We start from the raw sequence: 20,656 nt of genomic DNA on the forward strand, positions 1-20,656 counted from the left end.
GAGGCCGGCTCAGCCTACTGCGTACATGGTCTGCGCGCTCAGAGCGGTGTCCAGGCGGTTGGCGTGCGGCACAGCCCGGATCTGCCGCATATAGCGCTTGCAGGCAACGATCAGCCCCGCATGGGATTCGGCCATGCGCCGAGCCGCGGTTTCGGCCGCCTGCGCCAGTTCGGCCGCGGGATGCATGCGCGAAGCAATGCCCAGGGCCACGGCCTCCGCAGCATCCACCGAGCGGCCGGTCATGACCATTTCCATCAGGTGCTTGGGGTGGAGGTGGTCGACCAGTTCGGCCAGCACGAACATGGGAGGGATCCCATGGGGAACTTCATCCAGCGTGAAACTCGCATCGTCGGCCGCCAGGCAGATATCCGAGCGCAGGGCGATACCGACCCCGAAGCCCAGCGCGCGGCCATGGACGGCCGAGAGGGTCAACCCGGCAAAGTCGGACAGCGCACGGTAGAACGCGGCGACGGGGCGGAAGGCATCGAAGGGGGCGACCGGCGAACTCTGTTCGCTTCGCTCGCGGCCCAGGCAGAAATCCGCGCCCTGACCCGATATCAGGATCACGCCCGTCCTGCCGCTTTCCTGGCGCAGCAGATCGGTCATCGCGCGAAGCATGTCCAGGCTCACGCGATTGCCGGCCTGGGGGCGCTCGAACCGCAAGTGGCCCCAACCCTGCTGTGATGTGTAGATGAAACCTTGTTCCCTGCTGCCGATGGTGTTCTCTGGCATGGCATGTCCCGGTCGAGGCCGAACGATGAAGGGGCTCAGCGCGACTGCGCCAGGACCCATTGCGCAATTTCGAAGATGTGCTGATCGCGGTGCTGGGCGCCCATCAATTGCAGCCCCAGAGGCATGCCGTCATCGGCAAGGATGGGAAGGGAGACCGAAGGTGCGCCCAGCACCGACGCCGAGACGTTGAAGATCGGATCGCCTGTCCATTGGATGCCCCGCGGCGCGGCGCCGGGGGCGCTCAAGGTGATGAAGGCGTCGACCTCGCCCGCGATGGCCTCGAACTGCGCCCGCAGCGCTGCTCGTTGCGCGAGGCAGGCGCGGTAGCCTTCCAGACCCAACGCGGCCGCGCGTTCCATGCGATCGTGGACCAAGGGGCTCAGGCCGAGTTTGTCCCGGTACATGGCGCTGTTGGCGGGCCAGCGGGATTCGAAGCCGAAAATGCTGAGTCCCAGTTCACGGATATCGGCCAAGGCGGTTTCCAGTGCCTGGACACGCGCGTCGTCGTGGCGCGATAGGATGCGCACCCCCAGCCGGCCAAGCATATCCACGCGGGCCATCAATGCCTCGCGGGCCTGGGCGGTCGCGCTGTCCCAGCCCGGCGTCTCGAACAGAACCAACGCGGCCGGCCGGGCCGACCCGCTCAGCGCGGCCGTGCCGACCAGGCCCATGGCGCCGGGATCGCCCCCGGCCCGTTCCACGATGGCATGGGCCGTGGCCCACATGTCCTCCAGGCTGGCCCCGATGACGCCGATGCAGCTATGGCTCTGATAATCGTGGCTGCCGCCGCGATTGATGCCGCCGACCGTGGGTTTGTAGCCGAACGCGCCGCAGAAGCTGGAAGGACGGATGATCGAGCCCATCACCTGGGTTCCCAGAGCGGTGGGCACGATGCCCGCACCGACCGCGGCGGCGGATCCGGCGCTGGAGCCGCCCGAGGTGCGTTCGTAGTCGTGCGGATTGCGGGTGTCGGTCGGATAGCTGCCGGCGTATTCGGTCGTCTTGGTCTTGCCCAGGATGACGGCTCCTGCGTCCCTGAGCGCGAATACCGCAGCGGCATCGCGTCCCGATCGCCAGTCGTCGTAGGTGGGCGAGCCCATCATCGTGGGGAGATCGAAGGTCTCGATCACGTCCTTGATGCCTATTGGCATGCCGTCGATCGGCGACAGCGGCGCGCCGGCCTTCCAGCGCCTGGATGCCATGTCGGCGGCGATCCTGGCCCTGGGGATGGCCAGCGAGGCAAAGGAGCGCAACCGGGGTTCCACTTCCTCCAGGCGCGCGATTGTCCGCTCCAGGTAATCGCGCGGCGTGTCGGTGCCCTGGCGGAATTTCTTCGTTTCTGCTTGATAGGGTGTCAGCATGGCCTAAATATTTAACTTAAGTACGTTATGTACGATAAATATTTAGACCGCTTCCGTCAACAGGAGAAACGTCGGGCGCCGGGCCTCAGGCAACACCCGAAGCAGGCAGCCGCCCAGGCAACCGATCGTCGGGCCGCTCGCTCAGCATGTCCAGCAATTCCCGCCGCCGGCCCGCGTAGCCCGGATCGTCGAACAGGTTGTCCATCTCGTCGGGATCGTCGGCCAGGTTGTACATCTCGCCCGCGCCGCTGCCCTGTTCGTGCGTGAGCTTCCAGTCGCGGGTGCGTACCGTGCGCAGCTTCAGCTCCACGCCGCAGCGCGAGGCCGCCACGTCCCATTCGCTCAACGCGTAGTCCCGGCCGGCGTCCGCGCCTTCCAGCAGCGGCCGCAGGCTGCGGCCGTGCTGCGGCCCCAGCGCGGCGGCGTTCGCGTAGTCGGCCATCGTGGCCGCGAGGTCCAGCGTCGAGACCGGGTCGCGTACCTGCACGCCGGCCCGCACGCCCGGGCCGCGCGCCACCATCGCCACGCGCAGCAGGCCTTCGTAGGCCATGGGTCCCTTGAGCATCAGCCCATGGTCGCCCAGCCATTCGCCATGGTCCGAGGTGAAGACGACCAGCGTGTCCTGGTCCAGCCCGTATTCGTGCAAGGCTTTCAGGATGCGGCCCACCTGGTGGTCCACCAGCGAGATCATCCCGTAGTAGTTGGCGATGATGTTGCGCAACTGGGCATCGGGCTGGGTCGGGATGCGCGAGAAGTTCTGCCGCAGCGCCTGGACTTCGGCGCTGCCCACCGGCCGGCTTTCCATGCTGGCGCGGTGCCACCAGGGGCGGCGGTCGTAGTCGGTGGTGCGATGCCGGGGCAGGTCCACGTCGTCCGGATGGTGCAGCCGGGACCAGGGTTCGGGGCAGTCGAAGGGGTGGTGCGGATCGGGGAACGAGGCCCACAGGCAGAAGGGCTCGTCGCGGTGCGCGCGCAGGTAGTCGATGGTCTGGTCGCCGATCCAGGTCGAGTTGTGCCAGGCCACGGGCAGGGCCGAGTTGAAGGTCTGCGGCGCGCCGCTGGGTGGACCCAGGTCGGTCTGGTAGAGGCGGTTGCGCATTTCCCCCAAGCCGTCGCCGTAGTGCCAGCGCGAGTGGTGCAGGCCGCCGGGCAGCGGCGTGGGCAGCCAGTAGTTGTGGCCTTCGACGACCAGTTCCACGTGGCCGAAGCCCATGTAGGGACCCGACCAGTCGGGCCCCAGTTCGGCCTCGGTGTGCTGGCACTCGGGCCGGCCGGTGCGGGCGAAGGTGTGGTGCGTGGAGAAATGCGCTTTGCCGATGAAGCCCGTGGCGTATCCCGCCGCCGACAGGCTGCCGGCGAAGCCGGCTTCGCCGGTGCGCTCGTCCAGGTCGATGCCGTTGTCGCAGACGCCATGGGTCAGCGGCAGCAGGCCGGTCAGGATGGACGCCCGCGACGGCTGGCACACCAGATTGGGGGTGATGCACGACGAGAAGTGCGTGCCGGTGCGGGCCAGCTCGTCGATGTGGGGCGTCTTCACGCGCCGTCCGGCAAAACCCAGGCAGTCGCCCCGGTGCTGGTCGGTGGTGATGAGCAGGATGTTGGGGCGCTTCATGGTTTGTTCTGCTGACTCTTGATCTTGGCGATGACGGGGGCGAGGCGGCGGGTGTCCGCGCCGATGCGCTCGCGCAGCTCGCGCGGGCCGCCTTCGCCCGCGGCCAGGCCCTGGGCCTGCAGCTTGTCGCGCACCTGAGGGTCGCGCAGTACCGACCGGACCGACGCGGTCAGCTTGTCGATCACCGCGGGCGGCGTGCCGGCGGGCGCGAACAGGCCGAACCAGCTGTCGAAGGTGAAGCCCTTCACCTTGTCCTTGAGCATGGGCAGATCAGGCAGATCGGGGATGGGCGTGGCGGCCGTGTTGGCCAGCCCTTGCACCTTGCCGCCCCGCACCGGCTGGATGGCCGTGCTGGCGGCCAGGAACATCATGTCGATGTGCCCGCCCATCACGTCCACGAAACCCTGCGGCGCCGCCTTGTACGGCACGTGCTTGAACGACACGCCGGCCTCCTGCTCGAACAGCGCCATGCCCAGGTGGTGGGTGGAACCTTCGCCGCCGCTGGCATAGGTGATCGTGTCGGGGCGGGCGCGCGCCTGGGCCAGCAGTTGTTCGACCGACTTGAACGGGGCCGTGGGCGAGGCCACCAGCACATAGCGCAGGGTGGACAGCGTGGCGACCGGTTCCAGGTCCTTCTGCGGCTGGTAGGGCATCTTCTCCATCAGGAAAGGCACCGCGGCGAACGAGGCGTCGATGCCCAGCAGCAGGGTATAGCCGTCGGGCGCGGCCTTGATCACCGCCTGGGTGCCGATGATGGTGGCGCCGCCGGGCTTGTTCTCGACGATGATCGGCACGTTCCACTGCTTGCCGAGCTGCTCGGCCACCAGCCTGCCCACCATGTCGGCGGCGCCGCCGGGCACCGAGGGCACGACCAGCGTGACGGGGCGGTCGGGATAGGCGGCCTGGGCACCGGCCGAGAAGGCAAGGGCGGCCACGAGGCCGGTCGCGGATTTCAGCATGGTTGTCTCCTTCGACACGCCCGTTCCTGGCGGCGGACGTTTCATCTGCGGCAGATGATGGCCGATCTCGATCATTGCGGTCCAATGATATATTTGGCCATTCTCATATCAGAACTGGTATGTAATGTCAGACGCTCCCGAGGCCGCGCTGCGCGCGGACTGGTTCCTGCGCGGCCGGCTGCGGCTGCGCCACCTGCGCCTGCTGGTGGTGATGGACGACGTGCGCAACGTGGGCGAGGCCGCGCGCCGCATGGCCACCACCCAGCCGGCGGTCTCCCGGATGCTGGCCGAGCTCGAGGAGATGGTCGGGGCCAGGCTGTTCGAGCGCACCTCGAAGGGGACCTTTCCGACCGTGCATGGCGCCTCGATGATCCGGCACGCGCGCTGGGTGCTGGGCGACCTCGAACGCATGGGGCGGGAATGGTCCGAGCCCGGCGGCCTGGGCATCGAGACCCTGAGCATGGGCATCAATTCCTCGTCCGCGGCCTTCCTGGTCCCGCGCATGCTGCTGCGGCTCGAGCGCCGGGCGGCGGGCATCAACGTGCTGGTGCGCGAAGGTTCGATCGAGGCGCTGCTGCCCGATCTCCAGACCCGCAAGCTGGACCTGGTGGTGGCGCGGCTGGGGGCGGGAACGGCCGGCGCCGGACTCGCCACGCGCATCCTGTGCGAAGAACCGATGTGCGTGTGCGGGTCGGCCAGCCACCCGCTGGCGGCCAGGAAGCGGCCGTCCTGGAAGGACCTGGCGGCCTACCCGTGGATCCTCCCGCCGCGCGGCAGTCCGGTGCGGGCCGGGCTGGACATGCTGTTCCAGCGCGAGGACGTCCGGCCGGCCTCGCGGGTGGAATCGGCCTCGGTGCTGAACAACATGGTCCTGATGGACAACAGCCAGGCCTTGTCGGTAATGCCGCGCGCGGTGGCCGCCTATCATGCGCGCCGCCACGCGCTGGCGATCCTGGCGGTGGAACTGCCTCCGGTGTTCGGCCCCATCGGCGTGATACGCCACGACAGCCTGGAGCCTTCGCCCGCCATGCGGGCACTGATCGAATGCCTGGAGGAAGAGGCCCGGGCCCTGGCGCAGTCGCCCTGAGGCGATGCGCGTCCGCGGCAATCTGCGATATCATGGCTCTGGCATATACATACACGCTTGTCTGTAAATGCCTTCTTGCCCAATCCGCCCGCGGCGGAAGCGGACAGACCCCTTCATGCCCGACTATTCCGATCCTCGCGCCGACACGTCGCTGAAGCTGTGCGAACACTGCGATGCCGCGTTTCGCCGGATCCGGCTCGACCCGGGCGAGCGGGCCTATTGCCCGCGCTGCGGAACCGAACTGTACCGGAACAACGACCGGCGCTACGGGGCCCTGCTGCCGGTGGTGCTGGCCAGCCTGATCGTCTTCATCTGCTGCAACGCCTTTCCCATCGTCACGATGGAGATCCAGGGCGTGAGCACGCGCACCACCGTCTGGGGCGCGGTCCGGGTGCTGGCGCTGGAGGACATGCTGTCGGTCTCGACCCTGGTCTTCGTCACGACCATCCTGATGCCGCTGGTCGAACTGGGCCTGCTGGCCTACCTGCTGGTGCCGCTGTGGCTGGGCCGGATCCCGGTCGGCTTCGGCCCGGTGGTGCGCCTGATCCGGCTGGGCCGGCCCTGGGGCATGATCGAAGTCTTCATGCTGGGCATCGTGGCCTCGCTGGTGAAGCTGTCCGCCATGGCGACGGTGATTCCCGGCGTGGCGCTGTGGGCGTTCGGGGCGCTGACCGTGCTGCTGGCGGTCGTGGTCAGCTTCGATCCCGCCGACCTGTGGGAGCATGCCGAGGCCATCGAGGCCGGCTACCCGCTTGCCGCGGAGGATCGGCCATGAGCCCGGTGCGCACGGCGGCGCAGGCGGGCGTGATGGAGTGCCCGCAGTGCTCGGCCATCCATCCCCGCCGGCGCGGCGGCACCGCGTGCGACCGCTGCGGCGCGGCGCTGCACCTGCGCAAGCCCGACAGCCTGCACCGCACCTGGGCCTTCCTGCTGGCCGCGATGGCGCTGTACCTGCCGGCCAACATCCTGCCCATCATGACCACCGGCACGCTGCTGGGCTCGCAGACCAACACCATCCTGAGCGGCGTCGTCTACCTGTGGGAGGACGGCTCCTATTTCGTCGCCGCCGTGGTCTTCTGCGCCAGCATCGTCATTCCCATCTTCAAGCTCGCGGTATTGCTGATGCTCGTCGTCACGGTCCAGGTCCGCTCGACCTGGCGGCCGGTCGAACGCACCCGCCTGTACGGCATGGTCGAAGCCGTCGGGCGCTGGTCCATGGTGGACGTGTTCGTGGTCGCGCTGCTGGCCTCGCTGGTGCGCCTGGACGCGCTGGCCACCGTCCGGCCCGAGCCGGGCGCGATCGCGTTCGGCGCGGTGGTGGTGCTGACCATGCTTGCCTCGATGAGCTTCGATCCTCGCCTTATCTGGGACCCCATAGACGCCCATGACAAACAAGCCTGATATCCCTTCCGACGCGACGCCGGGCGAACCGGCGCGCCGCCGCCCCAGCCGGTGGCTGCCGTCGCTGGTCTGGCTGATTCCCATCGTCGCGGCCATCGCCGGCCTCTCGTTCGCGGTCAACAGCTGGTATGCCCGCGGGCCCACCATCGACATCACCTTCCGCTCGGCCGAAGGCATCGAGGCGGGCAAGACCAAGGTCCGCTACAAGGACGTGGACATCGGCCTGGTGAAATCCATCGAGCTCGCGAAGGACCGGTCGCACGTCATCGTCGAAGTCGAGCTGACCTCCAACGCCTCCAGCTTCGCCGTCGAAGACAGCCGCTTCTGGGTGGTCAAGCCGCGCATCGCCGCCAGCGGCGTCAGCGGCCTGGGCACGCTGCTGTCGGGCGCCTACATAGGCGTGGATGCGGGACGCTCGCAGGAACGCGAGGACTCGTTCACGGGCCTGGAGGTACCGCCCATCGTGACCGCCGACACGCCGGGCAAGCAGTTCGTGCTGCACGCCGGCGACCTGGGGTCGCTCGACATCGGTTCGCCGGTGTATTTCCGCCGCGTCAACGTGGGCCAGGTCGTGGCCTATGACCTGGACCAGGACGGCAAGGGCGTGACCGTGCGCGTGTTCGTCCGCTCGCCCTACGACAGCTTCGTCACGACCAGCACCCGGTTCTGGCATTCCAGCGGCGTCAACCTCAAGGTCGACGCCGACGGCCTGAAGCTGCAGACCGAATCGATCTCCACCGTGCTGCTGGGCGGCGTCTCGTTCATCGACTCGCCCCATCTGCCGCCGGGGCAGCCGGCGCAGGACGACGCCGTGTACCAGCTTGCCGGCAACCAGGACGACGCGCTCAAGGTCGAGGACGGTCCGCCGACCAGCGCGGTGATGTATTTCGAACAGTCGGTCCGGGGTCTATCGCCCGGCGCGCCGGTCGACTTCCGCGGGGTCGTCATCGGCGCCGTCCGCTCGATCGGCATCGAGTTCGACCGGTCCACCAATTCCTTCCGCCTGCCGGTGGTGGTGGACTTCTATCCCTCGCGCCTGGGCCTGCGCCGGTCCGGAGAGCCGGGCGCGCTGAATGCCGATGAAGAGCGCCGGCTGATGGACGTGCTGGTCCGCCGCGGCATGCGCGCCCAGCTGCGCAACGGCAATCTGCTGACCGGGCAGATGTATGTCGCCATCGACTTCTTCAAGGGCGTGCCGATGCCCGCCAGCATGGGCCGCAGCCAGGGCCTGGACGAGTTCCCGACGATACCGGGCGCCTTCGACGAATTGCAGGGCAAGCTGGCCGACATCGTGGACAAGATCGGCAAGGTGCCGTTCGACGCCATCGGCCGCGACCTGACGGCGGCGCTGGCCGGCATGCGCGAGACCATGGCGTCGGCCGACAAGCTGGTGAAACGGCTGGACGGGCAGGTCGCCCCGGAGATCGTGGCGACCATGGAAGACGCGCGCAAGACGCTCAAGGCCGCCGAAGGCACGTTCTCGGCCGATGCTCCCATGCAGCAGGACCTGCGGCGCGCGTTGCAGGAGCTGATGCGCACCGCCAATTCGCTGCGCCAGTTGACCGACTATCTGGAAGAGAACCCGCAGTCTCTGCTGCGCGGAAAGCCCAAGGAAGAACGATGAAGACACACGCGCTGGCCGTGGCGGTGCTGGCCGCCGGACTGTCGGGATGCGCCGCGCCGCCGGCGCCCGACGTCTACACGCTGCAGGTCCCGTCGGGGGAAGCGGCAGCGGTGCCCTCGGCCGGACCGGCCATGGTGATCGACCTGGCTCCCGTGGCGCTGCCCGAGCGCCTGCGCCGCCGCCAGATCGTGCTGCGCGAGGATGGCGCGAAGCTGCAGATGCTGGAAGGGCAGCGGTGGTCCGCCACGCTGGGGGACGAGTTGCAGGATGCCTTGTCCTCGGCGCTCCAGGGCCGGCTGCATGCGGTGGACGTGGCCAAGGGCGGCGTGGCGGGCAAGCCCGCCTATCGCATCAACGTCGAGTTCTCGCGCCTGGACGCGCGCCTGGGCGGACCGGTCGAGGCCACGGTGGCGTGGTCGGTCAAACCGTCGGCGGGTGGCGCGGGGCAGGTCTGCCTGGGCCGCTTCGAGCAGGCCGCGGCCGGTGGGTCGGTCGCCGACGTGGTGGCGGCCCACCAGGGCCTGGTCGCCCTGGTGGCCGATGCCATCGCCGCCAGCGTACGCGCGGTGCCGGGCGGCGGCCGGGCGCCGTACTGCGCGGCGAGATAGGGCCGGCGAACCGGCCCGGGGCCTCAGGCGATCGTCCTGGCCTTGCGCACGCTGTCGATCAGCGAGCTGCGCAGCAGGAACTGGCGGTGCCGCTGCGGATCGTCGGCGATCCTGCGGATGTCGTCCAGCGCCTGCGCGCGCACGGCGGGGTCCTTTTCCTCCAGGCGCTTCTTGTTGTTCACCGTCTGCTGCTGCACGAATTCGATGTTCATCTGCCGGCGCCGGCGCTCGTAGCGATCGAAGACCGACGCGTCTTCCTCGCCCCGTTCGACCGCGGTCAGCATGTCCACCAGCTCCATGGCATCGTGGATGCCGCAGTTCAGCCCCAGGCCGCCGATGGGATTGTTGACGTGCGCGGCGTCTCCCGCCAGGAACACCCGGCCCTGCCGGAAGCGCGCCGCCACGCGCTGGTGGACGCGGTAGATGTTACGGTGCAGCACCTCGTAGGGTTCGGTCCTGGGGAACACGTGGGCAAGGCGGCGGGCCACCGCGGCATCGCTCAGGGCCTCTTCGTCGGTCTCGTCCACGCCAGATGGAAACACCGCGCGCCAGCGCCCCTGCATGTCGTCCCCCGAGATCTTGAACAGGTTGGTCCAGGCATCGGGGTGGGCGAGATAGTTGCGGTAGCAGCAGCCCATCAGGCGCTCGAAGTCGTCCTTGACCGTGATGACGATGAAGCGCTCGGGCCAGGTCATGCCTTCGAACGGGATGTCCAGCGCCTTGCGCAGCGCGCTGCGGCCGCCGTCGGCCGCGATCACGTAGTCGGCCTCGATGCGCACCGGCCCGTCGGGTGCCTGCGCGGTCAGGGTCACGCCGTCGTCGGTCTGCGCGACCGCCGTGATGCGATGCTCGAAGTGGACCGACGCGTCGGCGCAGGTGCGCAGCTTCTCGATGCCCATGTTGCCGAGCTTGTGCTGCTCGGTCTGCACGACGAAGGGGTAGGGCGTCTCGTCCTTCAGGATCTCGTGGTCGAACTGGGCGACCATTTTCTGCGCGGCCTGGTCCCAGAACTGGAAGTAGCGCGCCGTCAGGCCTTCCTTGACGAAGCGGTCGATCAGCCCCACGCGGGCGATCATCTCCAGGGTCGAGCTATGGGTGGTGGCGGCGCGGGGGCTGTCGTCCACGCGCGACTCGGCCTCGTACAACGAGACCCGGAAGCCTTGCTGCACGGCGGCCAGCGCCGCGACGACGCCGACCGGTCCGGCGCCGACGATGGCGATGTGCTTGCTCATTCAATGGCCTCCGGTGGAGTAGTCCTGGGGAATGTCGCAGCGGGCGACGCGGACGGGGCGGTTGCCGGCCGGGGTGTTGCGGCTCTTGCCGACGAAACGCGGAACGCCGTCGGTCACGACGGCCGCCACGGCAGCGATGTCGCCGTTACGCAGGGCATCCAGCGGATCGTCCTTGGACCCGCCCACGCAGGCATCCAGCAGGACCACGTCGGCATCCTTGCCCGGCTTCAGGAAGCCGCTGTTGATGCCGTAGACCCGGGCGTTGTTGCCGGTGGCCGCCGCGATGGCCCATTCCACCGGCATGTCGGTCAGGCTGGCCAGGTGGGTGATCGTGTACATCATGCCGAGCGGCATGATGCCGCTGCCGGTGGGCGTGTCGGTGGCGATCAGGAAGCGGTCGAACTGGTCGGCCTTGCGCACCATGTCGCCCAGCATGAGCGTGGTGCGCAGGTTGCCCGCGGTGCAGACCTGCAGCGCGATTTCCGACTCGTGCACCATCTTGGGGAAGCCCTCGTCGGGCATGGCCACGGGGCCGCCGTTGACGTGGAACGAGACATGCGGGTTCATGGCGATCAGGTGCTCGGCCCAGATGCCCGACGACCCGGGTATGGACGAGCCGCCGGTATGCACGGTGGTGATCATGCCGTGCTTGCGCGCCCAGCCTATGGCCTGCACGTAGTCGTACGGGGTCTTGACCGCGCCGAAGCCGGCCTTGGCCAGCCACACGCCCTGTGCGGCGATGTCGGCGAAGTCCTGTTCCACCAGGCCCGGTTCGATGATGATGGAGCCGGCGTACACGCGCATGCCGCCCGGGCGGTAGTCCTGGAAGCAGCGCTGGGCGGCCACCGCCAGCGCCTTCACGCCGGCCGGGTCCTTGGGGCGGCCGGGCGTGTGCACTTCCGAGGCGGTGATGCCGGTGGTGACCCCGCCGTGCACGTAGCTTTCCAGGAAGCCCACGGTCTTCTGCCGCGGCGTGTAGTCGCCGAAGGTGTTGTGCACCTGCGAGTCGATCAGGCCGGGGATGGCGGTGGTGCCGGCGGCGTCGATGACCACGTCGGCGCCCTCGACTTCCGCGGAGCTTAGCGTGCCGACCTTGGCGATCAGTCCGTCCTGCATCAGGATGGCGTCGCCCGAGGCGTAGGGCTCGCGCCATTCGCCGGTCAGTATCCGGCCCAGGTTGACGATGGCGAGTTTCATCGTGCGCTCCTTAAACGAGTCCGTCCTTGCCCTGCACGTCCCGCAGCCGCAGGCCGCCCACGCGGGCGTTGAGCCGCTCGCGGTTGGAGACGGCGAACACCAGCGCGATTTCGTCGGGCAGGGGGCCGTCGGCGAAATACAGCGTCATGGCGTTATAGAGCGAGCGCACGTACAGCGCATCCTTGGAGGCGAGCGGCACGTCCAGCACCGTGCCCGGGCCGCCTATCTTGGTCACCGACGAAATCCAGGCCTTGCCGCCGCCGATCTCCTTGCGCAGCGGTTCGGCCGACGCCGTCGTCAGCAGCGCGTTGGCGTGTTCCTGTTCGCCGCCCAGCCCGACGACGCCGGCCTTGCCGTACGACAGGATGGGGTGGTCGCCGTAGGCCGCGCGTAGCCGGGCGGCCATGCGGGCGCCCAGTTCGGGGCTGGCCTCGATCATGGGCGACAGGTCTTCCACGTACCGGCCGGCGTAGGGGTTTTCCACGAAGGCCACGATGGCCGCCTTGCGCAGCGATTCGTCGGCGGGCCGGCCGGCTTCCTCGAGCTTCTCTTCCACGATCGCCTGCCACCTGCGTACTTTCAATTGCATGTGTCGCTCCTGACGTCAGCCACCCTCGGCGAGGGTTTCAAATTCTTGTTGAACCGAATGTTTGACGATATTATTGTCATACAATCATAAAGTCAATGAAGGTCAGGAGGACGCCATGCGCGGACGCGCCATTCTGTTCTCGGAGATGAAGCCGGCCCCCGAGTGGGAAGAGAAGTTCAACCGCTGGTACGACACCGAACACATCCCCATCCGCATGGGCCTGCGCGGTTTCGTCAGCGCCCAGCGGTATGCGGCGCCCGAGCGCAACTACCTGGCCGTCTATGAAATGGACGATCTGGCCGCGCTGCGCACCGTCGCCTACCAGGCCATCAAGCAGCACCCTTCCGAGGAAACGGCCTGGATGCTGCGCAACGTGACCGGATTCACGCGCTACCTGTGCGAGGAAATCGGCAGCGCCGGCGACGCCTCGGCCGAAGCGCTCGATGCCCCGGTGCTGTATGCCGTCTGGTTCAACGTGCCGGAGGAACACCTGGCTGATTTCGATGCCTGGTACGAACAGGACCACGTGCCGTTGCTGCTGGAGTGCCCGCAGTGGCGCGCGGTGCGGCGCTTCCACGTCAAGGACGGCGAGCCGGGCCGCTACAACCGGCTGGCGCTGCACTACCTGGACGACGCCGGGGCGCTGGAGTCGCCGGCCCGCGCCAAGGCGCGCGCCACGCCCTGGCGCGCGCGCCTGGCCGACCAGCCCTGGTTCAAGGGGGCCTACGACCTGTTCGACCGCCGCCAGGCCCGGCAACTGCCGCCGCTGTGACCGGAGACGACACCATGGACCTGAAGATATCTCCGCGCTCGGTGCAACAGGAAACGGTGCGCCTGGTCCGCGAAGCCATCACCAGCGGCTACTTCAAGCCGGGCGAGCGGCTGGTCGAGGCCAAGCTGTGCAGCCTGCTGGGCGTCAGCCGCACCTCCGTGCGCGAGGCGCTGCGGGTGCTGGCGACGGAAAAACTGATCACCATCGTGCCTAACAAAGGGCCGTCGGTGGCCGAACTGAGCTGGGAAGAAGCCGAGAGCATCTATCACCTGCGCGCGCTGCTCGAAGGCGAGGCCGCGGCGCTGGCGGCCGGGCGCGTCAAGCCGGACGACCTGCGCCGCATGCGCGGGGCGCTCGACACCTTTGCCGCCGCCGTCGACCGGCAGGACTGGAAGACGCGCATCTCGGCCACGGCGGATTTCTATGAAGTGATCATCCAATGCTGCGGGAACGCGGTCATGGGCGAGGTGCTGCACGGCCTCTTGACACGCATCAACTTCCTGCGGGCCCGGACCATGGCCAGCCCCGGCCGCGCCAAGCACAGCGTGCGCGAGCTCGAGGCCATCTATGACGCGTTGGAGAAAGGCGACGCCCGCGTGGCGCGCGCCGTGGCCGTGGCGCACGTGAAGGCGGCCGAGGCCGAAGCGCGCGACGTCTACCGGGAAATGAATCACGCAGCCTGATTTTTCAACCACGTACGTCGGGGATGGGCATGAAAATGAAGTGGCGATCTTTTGCAGGGATTCTTCTTTCGTTGGCCACGGCGGGCACCGCGCACGCGGCATGGCCCGAGCGCGCGATCACGCTGGTCGTGCCGTTCGCCGCCGGCGGCAACACCGACAGCATCGCGCGGATCACCGCCGAATGGCTGACCGCCAGGCTCAAGCAGACGGTGGTGGTCGACAACCGGCCCGGCGCCAATGGCGCGATCGCCGCCGATTACGTGGCGCGGGCCAAGCCCGACGGCTACACCTTGTTCATGGCGACGGCGCCGCAGATGGCCATCGTGCCGTACCTGCAGAAGGTACGCTACGACCCGATCAAGGATTTCGCGCCGGTGTCGATCGTGGCGACCAACGAGTTCGCGCTGGCGGTGCATCCGAGCTTCGCGGCCAAGACGCTGCCCGAGCTGGTGTCCTACGTGAAGGCGCATCCCGGCCAGGTGGCGTATGCCTCGGCGGGCAGCGGGTCGGTCAGCCATTTGACGATGGCGATGTTCGTCAAGCGCGCGGAATTGTCGATGATCCATGCGCCGTATCGCGGCGGCGCGCCGGCGATCGCCGACGTGGTGGGCGGGCAGGTGCCGATGTATTTCGCGAACGTGGCCGAGGTGCTGCCTTATTCGACGACGAACCGGCTGCGCATCGTGGCGACCTCCGGCACCAAGCCCTCCGCCGACCTGCCGGGTGTCAAGACCGTTGCCGAGCAGGGCTATCCGGGTTTCACGACCGAGACCTGGAACGGCGTGGCGGCCCCGGCCGGCACGCCGGCCGAGATCGTCAACAAGATCGCCGATTCCCTGGCCGAGGCGGGCCGGAATGCCGAGTTCGGCGCCAAGCTCGCCGCCATCGGCGTCAGCGTGCTGTGCAATACGCCCGAGGAGTTCGCCAGGAAGCTGGTGGCGGACAACAAGTTGTGGTCCGCGGCGGTGAAGGAATCGGGCGCGTCGCTGGATTGAGCCGGCCCGCTACTCGGGCTTGATGCCCGCGGCGCGGATGACCCGGGTCCAGCGCCCGATTTCCTCGCCGATGTAGGCGCTGAAGGCTTCGGGCGTCGAGGGTACGGGCTCGGCGCCGAAGCGGGCCAGTTGCTCGCGGGTCTCCGCCGTGGAAAATCCCTTCTGCAGGATGGCGTTCAACTGCCTGACGACCTCCGGCGGCATGCCCGCCGGACCGACCACGCCGAACCAGGCCGGGCTGTCGATCTGAGGGAATCCGCCTTCTCCCATCGAGGGGACGTCGGGCAGCAGGGGCGAGCGCTGCTTGCGCGTGACGGCGATGGCCTTGATGCGGCCCGTGGGCAGATACTGCATGGCCGTGCTGAACGAGGTCTCGATGAACAGCATGACGTCGCCGGCCAGCAGGCCTTGCGCTGCCGGCGTGGTGCCGCGGTAGGGCACGTGCGTCAGCGAGATGCCGGCTGCGTGGTTCAGGGACTCGCCCACCATGTGGCCGACCGAGCCGATGCCGGCGGACGCGTAGGTGACCTTGCCGGGGTTCTGCCTGGCATAGGCGACCAGGCCGGGCAGGTCTTTGAAGGGAGCGTCGCGGGTCGCCAGGATGATGCCGCTGGTGGCCGAGGCGTTGCCGATGGGCGTGAAATCCTTTTGCGCGTCGAACGGCATTTTGGCCATCAGGCCCGGATTGATGCCGAAGCTGCTGATGGTGCCCATGCCTATCGTGTAGCCGTCCGGCGCCGCCTTGGCGATGACGTCCGTGCCCGCCACGCCGCCCGCGCCGCTGCGGTTGTCGACCACGACGGGCTGCCCCAGTTGGTCGCTGATCATCCGGGCCAGCAGGCGGGCGGTCTGGTCGGCGGGGCCGCCGGCCGCCATGGGAACGATGAAGCGAATGGGCCGGTCGGGGTAGGTGGCGCTGGCGCCGCTGGCGGCCAGCGCCAGCGCGATGCCCGCAAGAATGCGTCGGGTAAAGGTCATGATGCTTGTCTCCTGGATGGTTATGACGGCGCGTATCACGCCTGTTCGTATTCGCTGACGAACTTGATGTTCAGGTAGCCCTCTATGCCCTCGCTGCCGCATTCGGCGCCGAAGCCGCTGGCCTTGATCCCGCCGAACGGAACCTCGGGCGTGCTGCTGGCATTGGCGGCGCCGAAGGCAAAGGAGTTGATCGCGACCATGCCGGCTTCCAGCCGCCGCGACAGGCGGTTGGCCCAGAGCGTCGAGTTGGTGAAGGCATAGGCCGCCAGCCCCACCGGCAGCCGGTTGGCTTCGGCCAGGACTTGCTCGACGTCGTCGAAGGCATTGATGGGAACGACGGGGCCGAAGGGCTCTTCGTTCATGACCAGCGCGCCGGTCGGCACATCGGTCAGAACGGTGGGCTCCCAGAAGTAGCCCGGCCGGTCCAGCCGTTTGCCGCCGCATCGCAGCGTGGCGCCGTGCGCCAATGCATCGTCGACGCAGTGCCGCATCGCGCCCAGCCTGCGTTCGTGCGCGAGCGGTCCCATGTCGACGCCGGGAGAAAAGCCGTCGCCGATGGCCAGCGCCCGGGTCTCGGCAACGAAGGCTTCGACGAAGGGTTCGTAGAGCTTGCGGTGGATGAAGAAGCGGCTCGGGTTTACGCAGCCCTGTGCCGAGTTGCGGAACTTGCGCAGGACCGACGCGCGCACCAGGCCCGCCAGGTCGCGGACGTCGTCCATGACGATGACGGGGGCGTGGCCGCCGAGTTCCATGACCGTGCGCTTGAGGTGCCGGCCCGACAGTTCCGCCAGCTTGCGGCCGACGGCGGTCGAGCCGGTGAACGAGATGCCCCGGATGGCAGGCGAGGCGATCAACTGGCTGGAGATGCGGTCGGGCGCGCCGTAGACCAGATTGAGCACGCCGTCGGGTAGCCCCGCGTCGGAGAAGGCCCTGACCAGTTCCATGGTCGAAGCCGGGGTTTCTTCCGCGCCCTTGAGCACGCAGGTGCAGCCGGCCGCCAGGATGGCGCAGACCTTCTTCATGGGAATCACGGCGGGGTAGTTCCAGGTCGTGAACGCGGCGATGGGGCCCATGGGCTCGCGCGCCGAGACCTGGCGGTGCCCGAGGTCGCGGGCCGGAATGGTCCGGCCATAGACGCGGCGCCCTTCCTCGGCATGCCAGATGAGCATGTCGGGCAGATGGACGACTTCCTGGCGCGCCTGGTTCAAGGGCTTGCCCTGTTCCAGGGTCATCAGCCGCGCGATGCGCTCGACGCGGTCGCGCAGCACTTCCCCGGTGCGGAACAGGATCTTCGCGCGGTCGTAGGCGGACATGTCCCGCCATGCCGGAAAGCTGCGCTCCGCGGCGCGGGCCGCGCGCTCGACGTCGGCCTCGGACGCCACGGGCAACTGGCCGAGCACGGCCTCGGTGGCGGGATTGATGACCGGCAGCGTCTCGCGCCCCTGGCCGTCCAGCCATTGGCCATCGATCAGCAGCCTGAGCGGGGTGTATTCCATCGTGTCTCCTTGCTTGCGGAAAGCCGTCGCTGACGGCCCGTTCTTGAATATCGATTATTTTTAAATCATCGATATTTTGCTCATTATCGTTTTTCAGGTCAACAACTGGCTAAAATCCCGGGATCCCATTCCGCCCCGCCCGCCTCATGACAAGACAGATCCCGATCGGCTCCGAGCCCGCCCCCGAACGAGGCCGGGCCACGCTGGCGACATCGCTGGTGGAACGCTTGCGGCAGGAAGTGCTGTCGGGGGAACTGTTGCCGGGGCAGAGGATCCGGCTGGAGGAATTGCGCGACCGCTACGGCGTCAGCCTGAGTCCGCTGCGCGAGGCGGTGTCCCGCCTGGGGTCCGAGGGCTTGCTGCTGATCGAAGACCAGCGCGGCGTGCGTGTGGCGCCGGTGTCCGCCGAGAACCTGGCCGAGGTGGTCGAGTTGCGCGCAGACCTGGAGCCCAAGGCCCTGCGCGACTCCATCCTGCATGCCGACGAGGAATGGGAAGTCCGGATCACCGGCACGCTGATGCAGCTATCGCGCCAGGAGAAGACCGACAACGGGCAGCAGCGGGTGGAGCGCTGGGAACGCCTGCACCGGCAACTGCACATGAGCCTGATTTCGGCCTGCCGCATGCCATTGCTGCTGCAGTTCTGTTCCATGCTGAATGACCGGGGCGACCGCTACCGGCGGCTGTTCCTGGCCAACCGCACGGTGGACCAGCGCGTCGTGCTGGAACATCACCAACTGGTCGAGGCCTGCCTGGAGCGCGACGCCGACAAGGCCTGCGGCCTGCTGCGGGCTCATATCGAAGGCGCCGCCGTCTACGTCTACGAGGCGTTGGCCCGGCAGGACCACGATTAGGACCCGCTCAGAACTGCTCGTCGGGCCGCAGGTAGCGCCATTGCCCCGGCGGCAGGTCGCCCAGCGTCACGCCGCCGATGCGCACGCGCTTCAGGCCCACCACTTTCAGGCCGACCAGTTCGCACATGCGGCGGATCTGGCGTTTCTTGCCCTCGCGCAGCGTGAAGGACAACTGGTCGTCGTTCTGCCAGCGCACCACGGCCGGCCGCAGCGGCTTGCCGTCCAGCGACAGGCCGTGGTTGAGCCGCTTCAGGTCGGCGTCGGGCAGGCGTCCCGGGCGCGTGTACTGGACGCGGACCAGGTATTCCTTGTCGACGGTGGAGTCTTCGCCGATCAGGTGCTTGGCGATGCGGCCGTCCTGGGTCAGTACCAGGAGCCCGACCGAGTCGATGTCCAGCCGTCCGGCCGGCACCAGGCTGCGCAACTGGCTGGGTTGGAAGCGGGTGGGCGAGCGGTCGCCGGTCCAGCGGGTGCTGGCCTTGACCAGGGTCACGGCCGGCTGGTAGCCGTCTTCGGCCTGGCCGCTGACGTAGCCGACCGGCTTGTTCAGCAGGATCGTGACCCGTTGCGCCTGCTCGGCGCTGGCCTGGCGTTCGATGGTGATCTTCTGGCCGGGCAGCACCTTGCTGCCCAGCACCGAGACCACCGCGCCGTCCACGCGCACCCAGCCACGGCTGATCCATTCGTCCGCCTCCCGGCGGGAGCAGAGTCCCAGTTCGGACATGCGTTTGGACAGGCGGACGGGTTCGGACATGCTGGCCACGGGAAAGAATCGATGCGGAGGCGCTAGTGTAGTGGATGGGCCGGGGCCGCCGCCCGCCGGGTTAAGCTTGCGCCTTTGCCCGGCTGCTTCCCGCGATTCCCCGCCATGAGCGACATCGATCCCATTCTTTTCCCGAACGACGACCGTGCCCAGGCCGAGGCGGCCATCGCCGCCATGGACGCCGCCACCGTCCGCCACGAGGCCGAGCATGCCGGTACGCGCGTCGTCTGGCGTTCGGCCGGGCAGGGAAGTCCGCTGGTGCTGCTGCACGGCGGGCATGGCAGTTGGCGGCACTGGATACGCAACCTCGGGGCGCTCGCGCTGCGCCATACCGTATGGGTGCCGGACATGCCGTCGTTCGGCGAATCCGGCACGCTGACATCGCCCGCCGACCTGAACCATCTGGTGGCGACCACGGCGGCGACGCTGGACCAGCTCGTGGGGGCCGAAACGCCGATCGACCTGGCCGGTTTCTCGTTCGGCGGCCTGTGCGCGGCCCATCTGGCCGCCCGGCGCGGGCACGTGGCGCGCCTGGCCCTGCTGGGCGCCGCCGGCCACGGTACGCCGCGCCGGCAGAAGGCCGCGATGGTCAACTGGCGGCTGGCAAGCGGCGAGGCGGCCCTGGTCGAGGACCTGCGCCACAACCTGCGCGCCCTGATGCTGCACGACGAACGCAGCATCGACGCGCTGGCCGTCGCGGTGCACCGCCAGGCCTGCGAGGCCACGCGCTTTCGCAGCAAGGCCCTGTCGCAGAGCAGTCCCACCAAAGGCATCCTGGACGGCTTTTCCATGCCCATCCTGTTCGCCTGGGGCGAGCACGACGTGACCGCGCATCCGGATCGGGTGGGGCCGTGGTGGGTCGACGGCCGGCCCGAGCGCCAGTGGCGCGTGGTTCCCGATGCCGGGCACTGGGTGCAGTTCGAGCAGGCGGAGGCGACGAACCGGATGCTGCTGGAGTTCTTCGGCCGAGGATGAATGGAGGCGCCCTCAGCGCCCGGCCAGCAGCGGATACGGATTGATGGCGCCTCCGGCCGCATAGATGCCGTAGTGCAGGTGCGTGGGCGTGCCGAGCGCGTTGCCGCTGTTGCCCACGTAGCCCAGCGGCATCCCGGCCTGGATGCGCTGCCCCGGCCGCAGGTCGGCATAGCGTTCCAGGTGGGCGTAGTAGTGCATCTGCCGGCCCGGGCCCATGACCCAGACCGTGTTCCCGCCCAGCGTGTTGGGGCCGATCCGGGTCACGATGCCTTCCGTGGCCGACAGTACGGCGGTGTTGCGGCGGGCGAAGATATCTATGCCTTCGTGGCGCCGGCCGTCGGCGCGCGGGGCGTTCCAGGTGTCCCGCAGGTCGCGCGGCCGCACGCCCTCGACCGGCACGGGCAGGCGCGCCGGGGCCGGCATGGTCGCCAGGCGCAGTCCGTACAGGGGGATTTCCAGGGCGGGCCGGACGACGGGCCAGCCCAGCCACAGCGCCGCGGCCGCCAGCGCCCAGAAAAGCAGGCGGTGGCGCCGCCGGCGTGGCGGACCCCACGAGGAAGAGGCATGTGTGGCCATGGTTGCACGCCGTCCGCAAGAACGGTGCCCGCTGCTTGCCGAAGCGGCCGGCGCCTGCTACGATATATTTTATGAACTACGCTTCCACGTATTTTTACTTTTACTTTTTTGGATTTCCAAAGCCGCTGGCGGAGGAAAGGAAGCGTCGTATCTAACGGATTC

21 protein-coding genes are annotated in these 20,656 nt (G+C 68.4%); 10 read left to right on the top strand and 11 right to left on the bottom strand.

All coding sequences use genetic code 11. The features are described 5' to 3' along the window. Positions 1-9 precede the first annotated feature (9 nt). From EV675_RS11800 to EV675_RS11815, 4 genes are all read right to left on the bottom strand, one after another. Positions 10-732: an enoyl-CoA hydratase/isomerase family protein gene (locus tag EV675_RS11800; RefSeq protein WP_165404555.1), complete on the bottom strand. Its 723-nt coding sequence runs from the start codon at positions 730-732 to the stop codon at positions 10-12. A 35-nt stretch (positions 733-767) separates the two neighbouring features. After that, positions 768-2,093, bottom strand: coding sequence for an amidase (locus tag EV675_RS11805; RefSeq protein ID WP_130357418.1), 1,326 nt, complete (start codon positions 2,091-2,093; stop codon positions 768-770). Positions 2,094-2,178: 85 nt separating this feature from the next. After that, complete coding sequence (locus EV675_RS11810; protein WP_130357419.1) at positions 2,179-3,705, bottom strand: sulfatase-like hydrolase/transferase; 1,527 nt, start codon at positions 3,703-3,705, stop codon at positions 2,179-2,181. Then, positions 3,702-4,664, bottom strand: coding sequence for a Bug family tripartite tricarboxylate transporter substrate binding protein (locus EV675_RS11815; RefSeq protein WP_165404556.1), 963 nt, complete (start codon positions 4,662-4,664; stop codon positions 3,702-3,704). Before EV675_RS11815 ends, EV675_RS11810 begins: the two co-directional genes overlap by 4 nt. A 124-nt stretch (positions 4,665-4,788) precedes the next feature. On the opposite strand from EV675_RS11815, the gene EV675_RS11820 reads away from it, so the two are divergent. The 5 genes from EV675_RS11820 (at position 4,789) to EV675_RS11840 (ending at position 9,384) form a co-directional block, all read left to right on the top strand. Then, complete coding sequence (locus tag EV675_RS11820) at positions 4,789-5,751, top strand: LysR family transcriptional regulator (RefSeq protein ID WP_130357421.1); 963 nt, start codon at positions 4,789-4,791, stop codon at positions 5,749-5,751. Between the two features lie 115 nt (positions 5,752-5,866). Further along, entirely contained in the window at positions 5,867-6,526 is a 660-nt protein-coding gene (locus tag EV675_RS11825; protein ID WP_242621388.1) for a paraquat-inducible protein A, read from the top strand. After that, positions 6,523-7,152 carry a paraquat-inducible protein A gene (locus EV675_RS11830; RefSeq protein ID WP_130357423.1) on the top strand — a complete coding sequence of 210 codons (630 nt, stop codon included), beginning with the start codon at positions 6,523-6,525 and terminating at the stop codon, positions 7,150-7,152. The genes EV675_RS11825 and EV675_RS11830 overlap by 4 nt, the downstream gene beginning before the upstream one ends. After that, a complete protein-coding gene (locus EV675_RS11835) occupies positions 7,136-8,776 on the top strand; it encodes a PqiB family protein (protein ID WP_130357424.1) in 1,641 nt (546 codons plus the stop codon). Before EV675_RS11830 ends, EV675_RS11835 begins: the two co-directional genes overlap by 17 nt. Continuing rightward, positions 8,773-9,384 carry a PqiC family protein gene (locus tag EV675_RS11840; protein ID WP_130357425.1) on the top strand — a complete coding sequence of 204 codons (612 nt, stop codon included), beginning with the start codon at positions 8,773-8,775 and terminating at the stop codon, positions 9,382-9,384. The genes EV675_RS11835 and EV675_RS11840 overlap by 4 nt, the downstream gene beginning before the upstream one ends. Positions 9,385-9,407: 23 nt before the next feature. On the opposite strand, the gene EV675_RS11845 is transcribed toward EV675_RS11840, so the two are convergent. From EV675_RS11845 to EV675_RS11855, 3 genes are read right to left on the bottom strand one after another with little or no spacing between them, the layout of a single operon-like run. Next, positions 9,408-10,616 (bottom strand): FAD-dependent oxidoreductase, encoded by a 1,209-nt coding sequence (locus tag EV675_RS11845; protein WP_130357426.1) that lies wholly within the window; start codon positions 10,614-10,616, stop codon positions 9,408-9,410. Then, a complete protein-coding gene (locus tag EV675_RS11850) occupies positions 10,617-11,813 on the bottom strand; it encodes an amidohydrolase family protein (RefSeq protein ID WP_130357427.1) in 1,197 nt (398 codons plus the stop codon). Positions 11,814-11,823: 10 nt separating this feature from the next. Beyond that, a complete protein-coding gene (locus EV675_RS11855) occupies positions 11,824-12,402 on the bottom strand; it encodes an amino acid synthesis family protein (RefSeq protein WP_130357428.1) in 579 nt (192 codons plus the stop codon). A gap of 115 nt (positions 12,403-12,517) precedes the next feature. Between EV675_RS11855 and EV675_RS11860 the strand changes: the two genes are divergently transcribed. Genes EV675_RS11860 through EV675_RS11870 form a run of 3 tightly spaced genes read left to right on the top strand, consistent with a single transcriptional unit; the run spans position 12,518 to position 14,852 of the window. Next, positions 12,518-13,174, top strand: coding sequence for a DUF4286 family protein (locus EV675_RS11860; protein WP_130357429.1), 657 nt, complete (start codon positions 12,518-12,520; stop codon positions 13,172-13,174). Between the two features lie 14 nt (positions 13,175-13,188). Then, entirely contained in the window at positions 13,189-13,857 is a 669-nt protein-coding gene (locus tag EV675_RS11865) for a GntR family transcriptional regulator (protein ID WP_130357430.1), read from the top strand. 29 nt (positions 13,858-13,886) lie between these two features. Beyond that, the gene (locus EV675_RS11870; RefSeq protein WP_165404557.1) at positions 13,887-14,852 is read left to right on the top strand and encodes a Bug family tripartite tricarboxylate transporter substrate binding protein; all 966 of its coding nucleotides are present in this window, start codon (positions 13,887-13,889) and stop codon (positions 14,850-14,852) included. A 9-nt stretch (positions 14,853-14,861) separates the two neighbouring features. Here EV675_RS11870 and EV675_RS11875 read toward each other — a convergent pair whose 3' ends face one another. Together EV675_RS11875 and EV675_RS11880 are read right to left on the bottom strand one after the other, a co-directional pair. Further along, positions 14,862-15,830 carry a Bug family tripartite tricarboxylate transporter substrate binding protein gene (locus tag EV675_RS11875; protein ID WP_165404558.1) on the bottom strand — a complete coding sequence of 323 codons (969 nt, stop codon included), beginning with the start codon at positions 15,828-15,830 and terminating at the stop codon, positions 14,862-14,864. A 35-nt stretch (positions 15,831-15,865) separates the two neighbouring features. Next, positions 15,866-17,326 carry an NAD-dependent succinate-semialdehyde dehydrogenase gene (locus tag EV675_RS11880; protein WP_130357433.1) on the bottom strand — a complete coding sequence of 487 codons (1,461 nt, stop codon included), beginning with the start codon at positions 17,324-17,326 and terminating at the stop codon, positions 15,866-15,868. 146 nt (positions 17,327-17,472) lie between these two features. On the opposite strand from EV675_RS11880, the gene EV675_RS11885 reads away from it, so the two are divergent. Further along, positions 17,473-18,180 carry a GntR family transcriptional regulator gene (locus EV675_RS11885; RefSeq protein WP_130357434.1) on the top strand — a complete coding sequence of 236 codons (708 nt, stop codon included), beginning with the start codon at positions 17,473-17,475 and terminating at the stop codon, positions 18,178-18,180. Positions 18,181-18,187: 7 nt separating this feature from the next. Here EV675_RS11885 and EV675_RS11890 read toward each other — a convergent pair whose 3' ends face one another. After that, positions 18,188-18,934: a pseudouridine synthase gene (locus tag EV675_RS11890; protein WP_130357435.1), complete on the bottom strand. Its 747-nt coding sequence runs from the start codon at positions 18,932-18,934 to the stop codon at positions 18,188-18,190. A 114-nt stretch (positions 18,935-19,048) separates the two neighbouring features. Here EV675_RS11890 and EV675_RS11895 point away from each other — a divergent pair, with 114 nt between their 5' ends. Then, positions 19,049-19,918, top strand: coding sequence for an alpha/beta fold hydrolase (locus EV675_RS11895; protein WP_130357436.1), 870 nt, complete (start codon positions 19,049-19,051; stop codon positions 19,916-19,918). Between the two features lie 12 nt (positions 19,919-19,930). Here EV675_RS11895 and EV675_RS11900 read toward each other — a convergent pair whose 3' ends face one another. Continuing rightward, positions 19,931-20,494 carry a M23 family metallopeptidase gene (locus tag EV675_RS11900; protein ID WP_130357437.1) on the bottom strand — a complete coding sequence of 188 codons (564 nt, stop codon included), beginning with the start codon at positions 20,492-20,494 and terminating at the stop codon, positions 19,931-19,933. Between the last annotated feature and the right edge of the window lie 162 nt (positions 20,495-20,656).

The organism is Pigmentiphaga kullae, assembly GCF_004216695.1.
Lineage (GTDB): Bacteria > Pseudomonadota > Gammaproteobacteria > Burkholderiales > Burkholderiaceae_B > Pigmentiphaga > Pigmentiphaga kullae.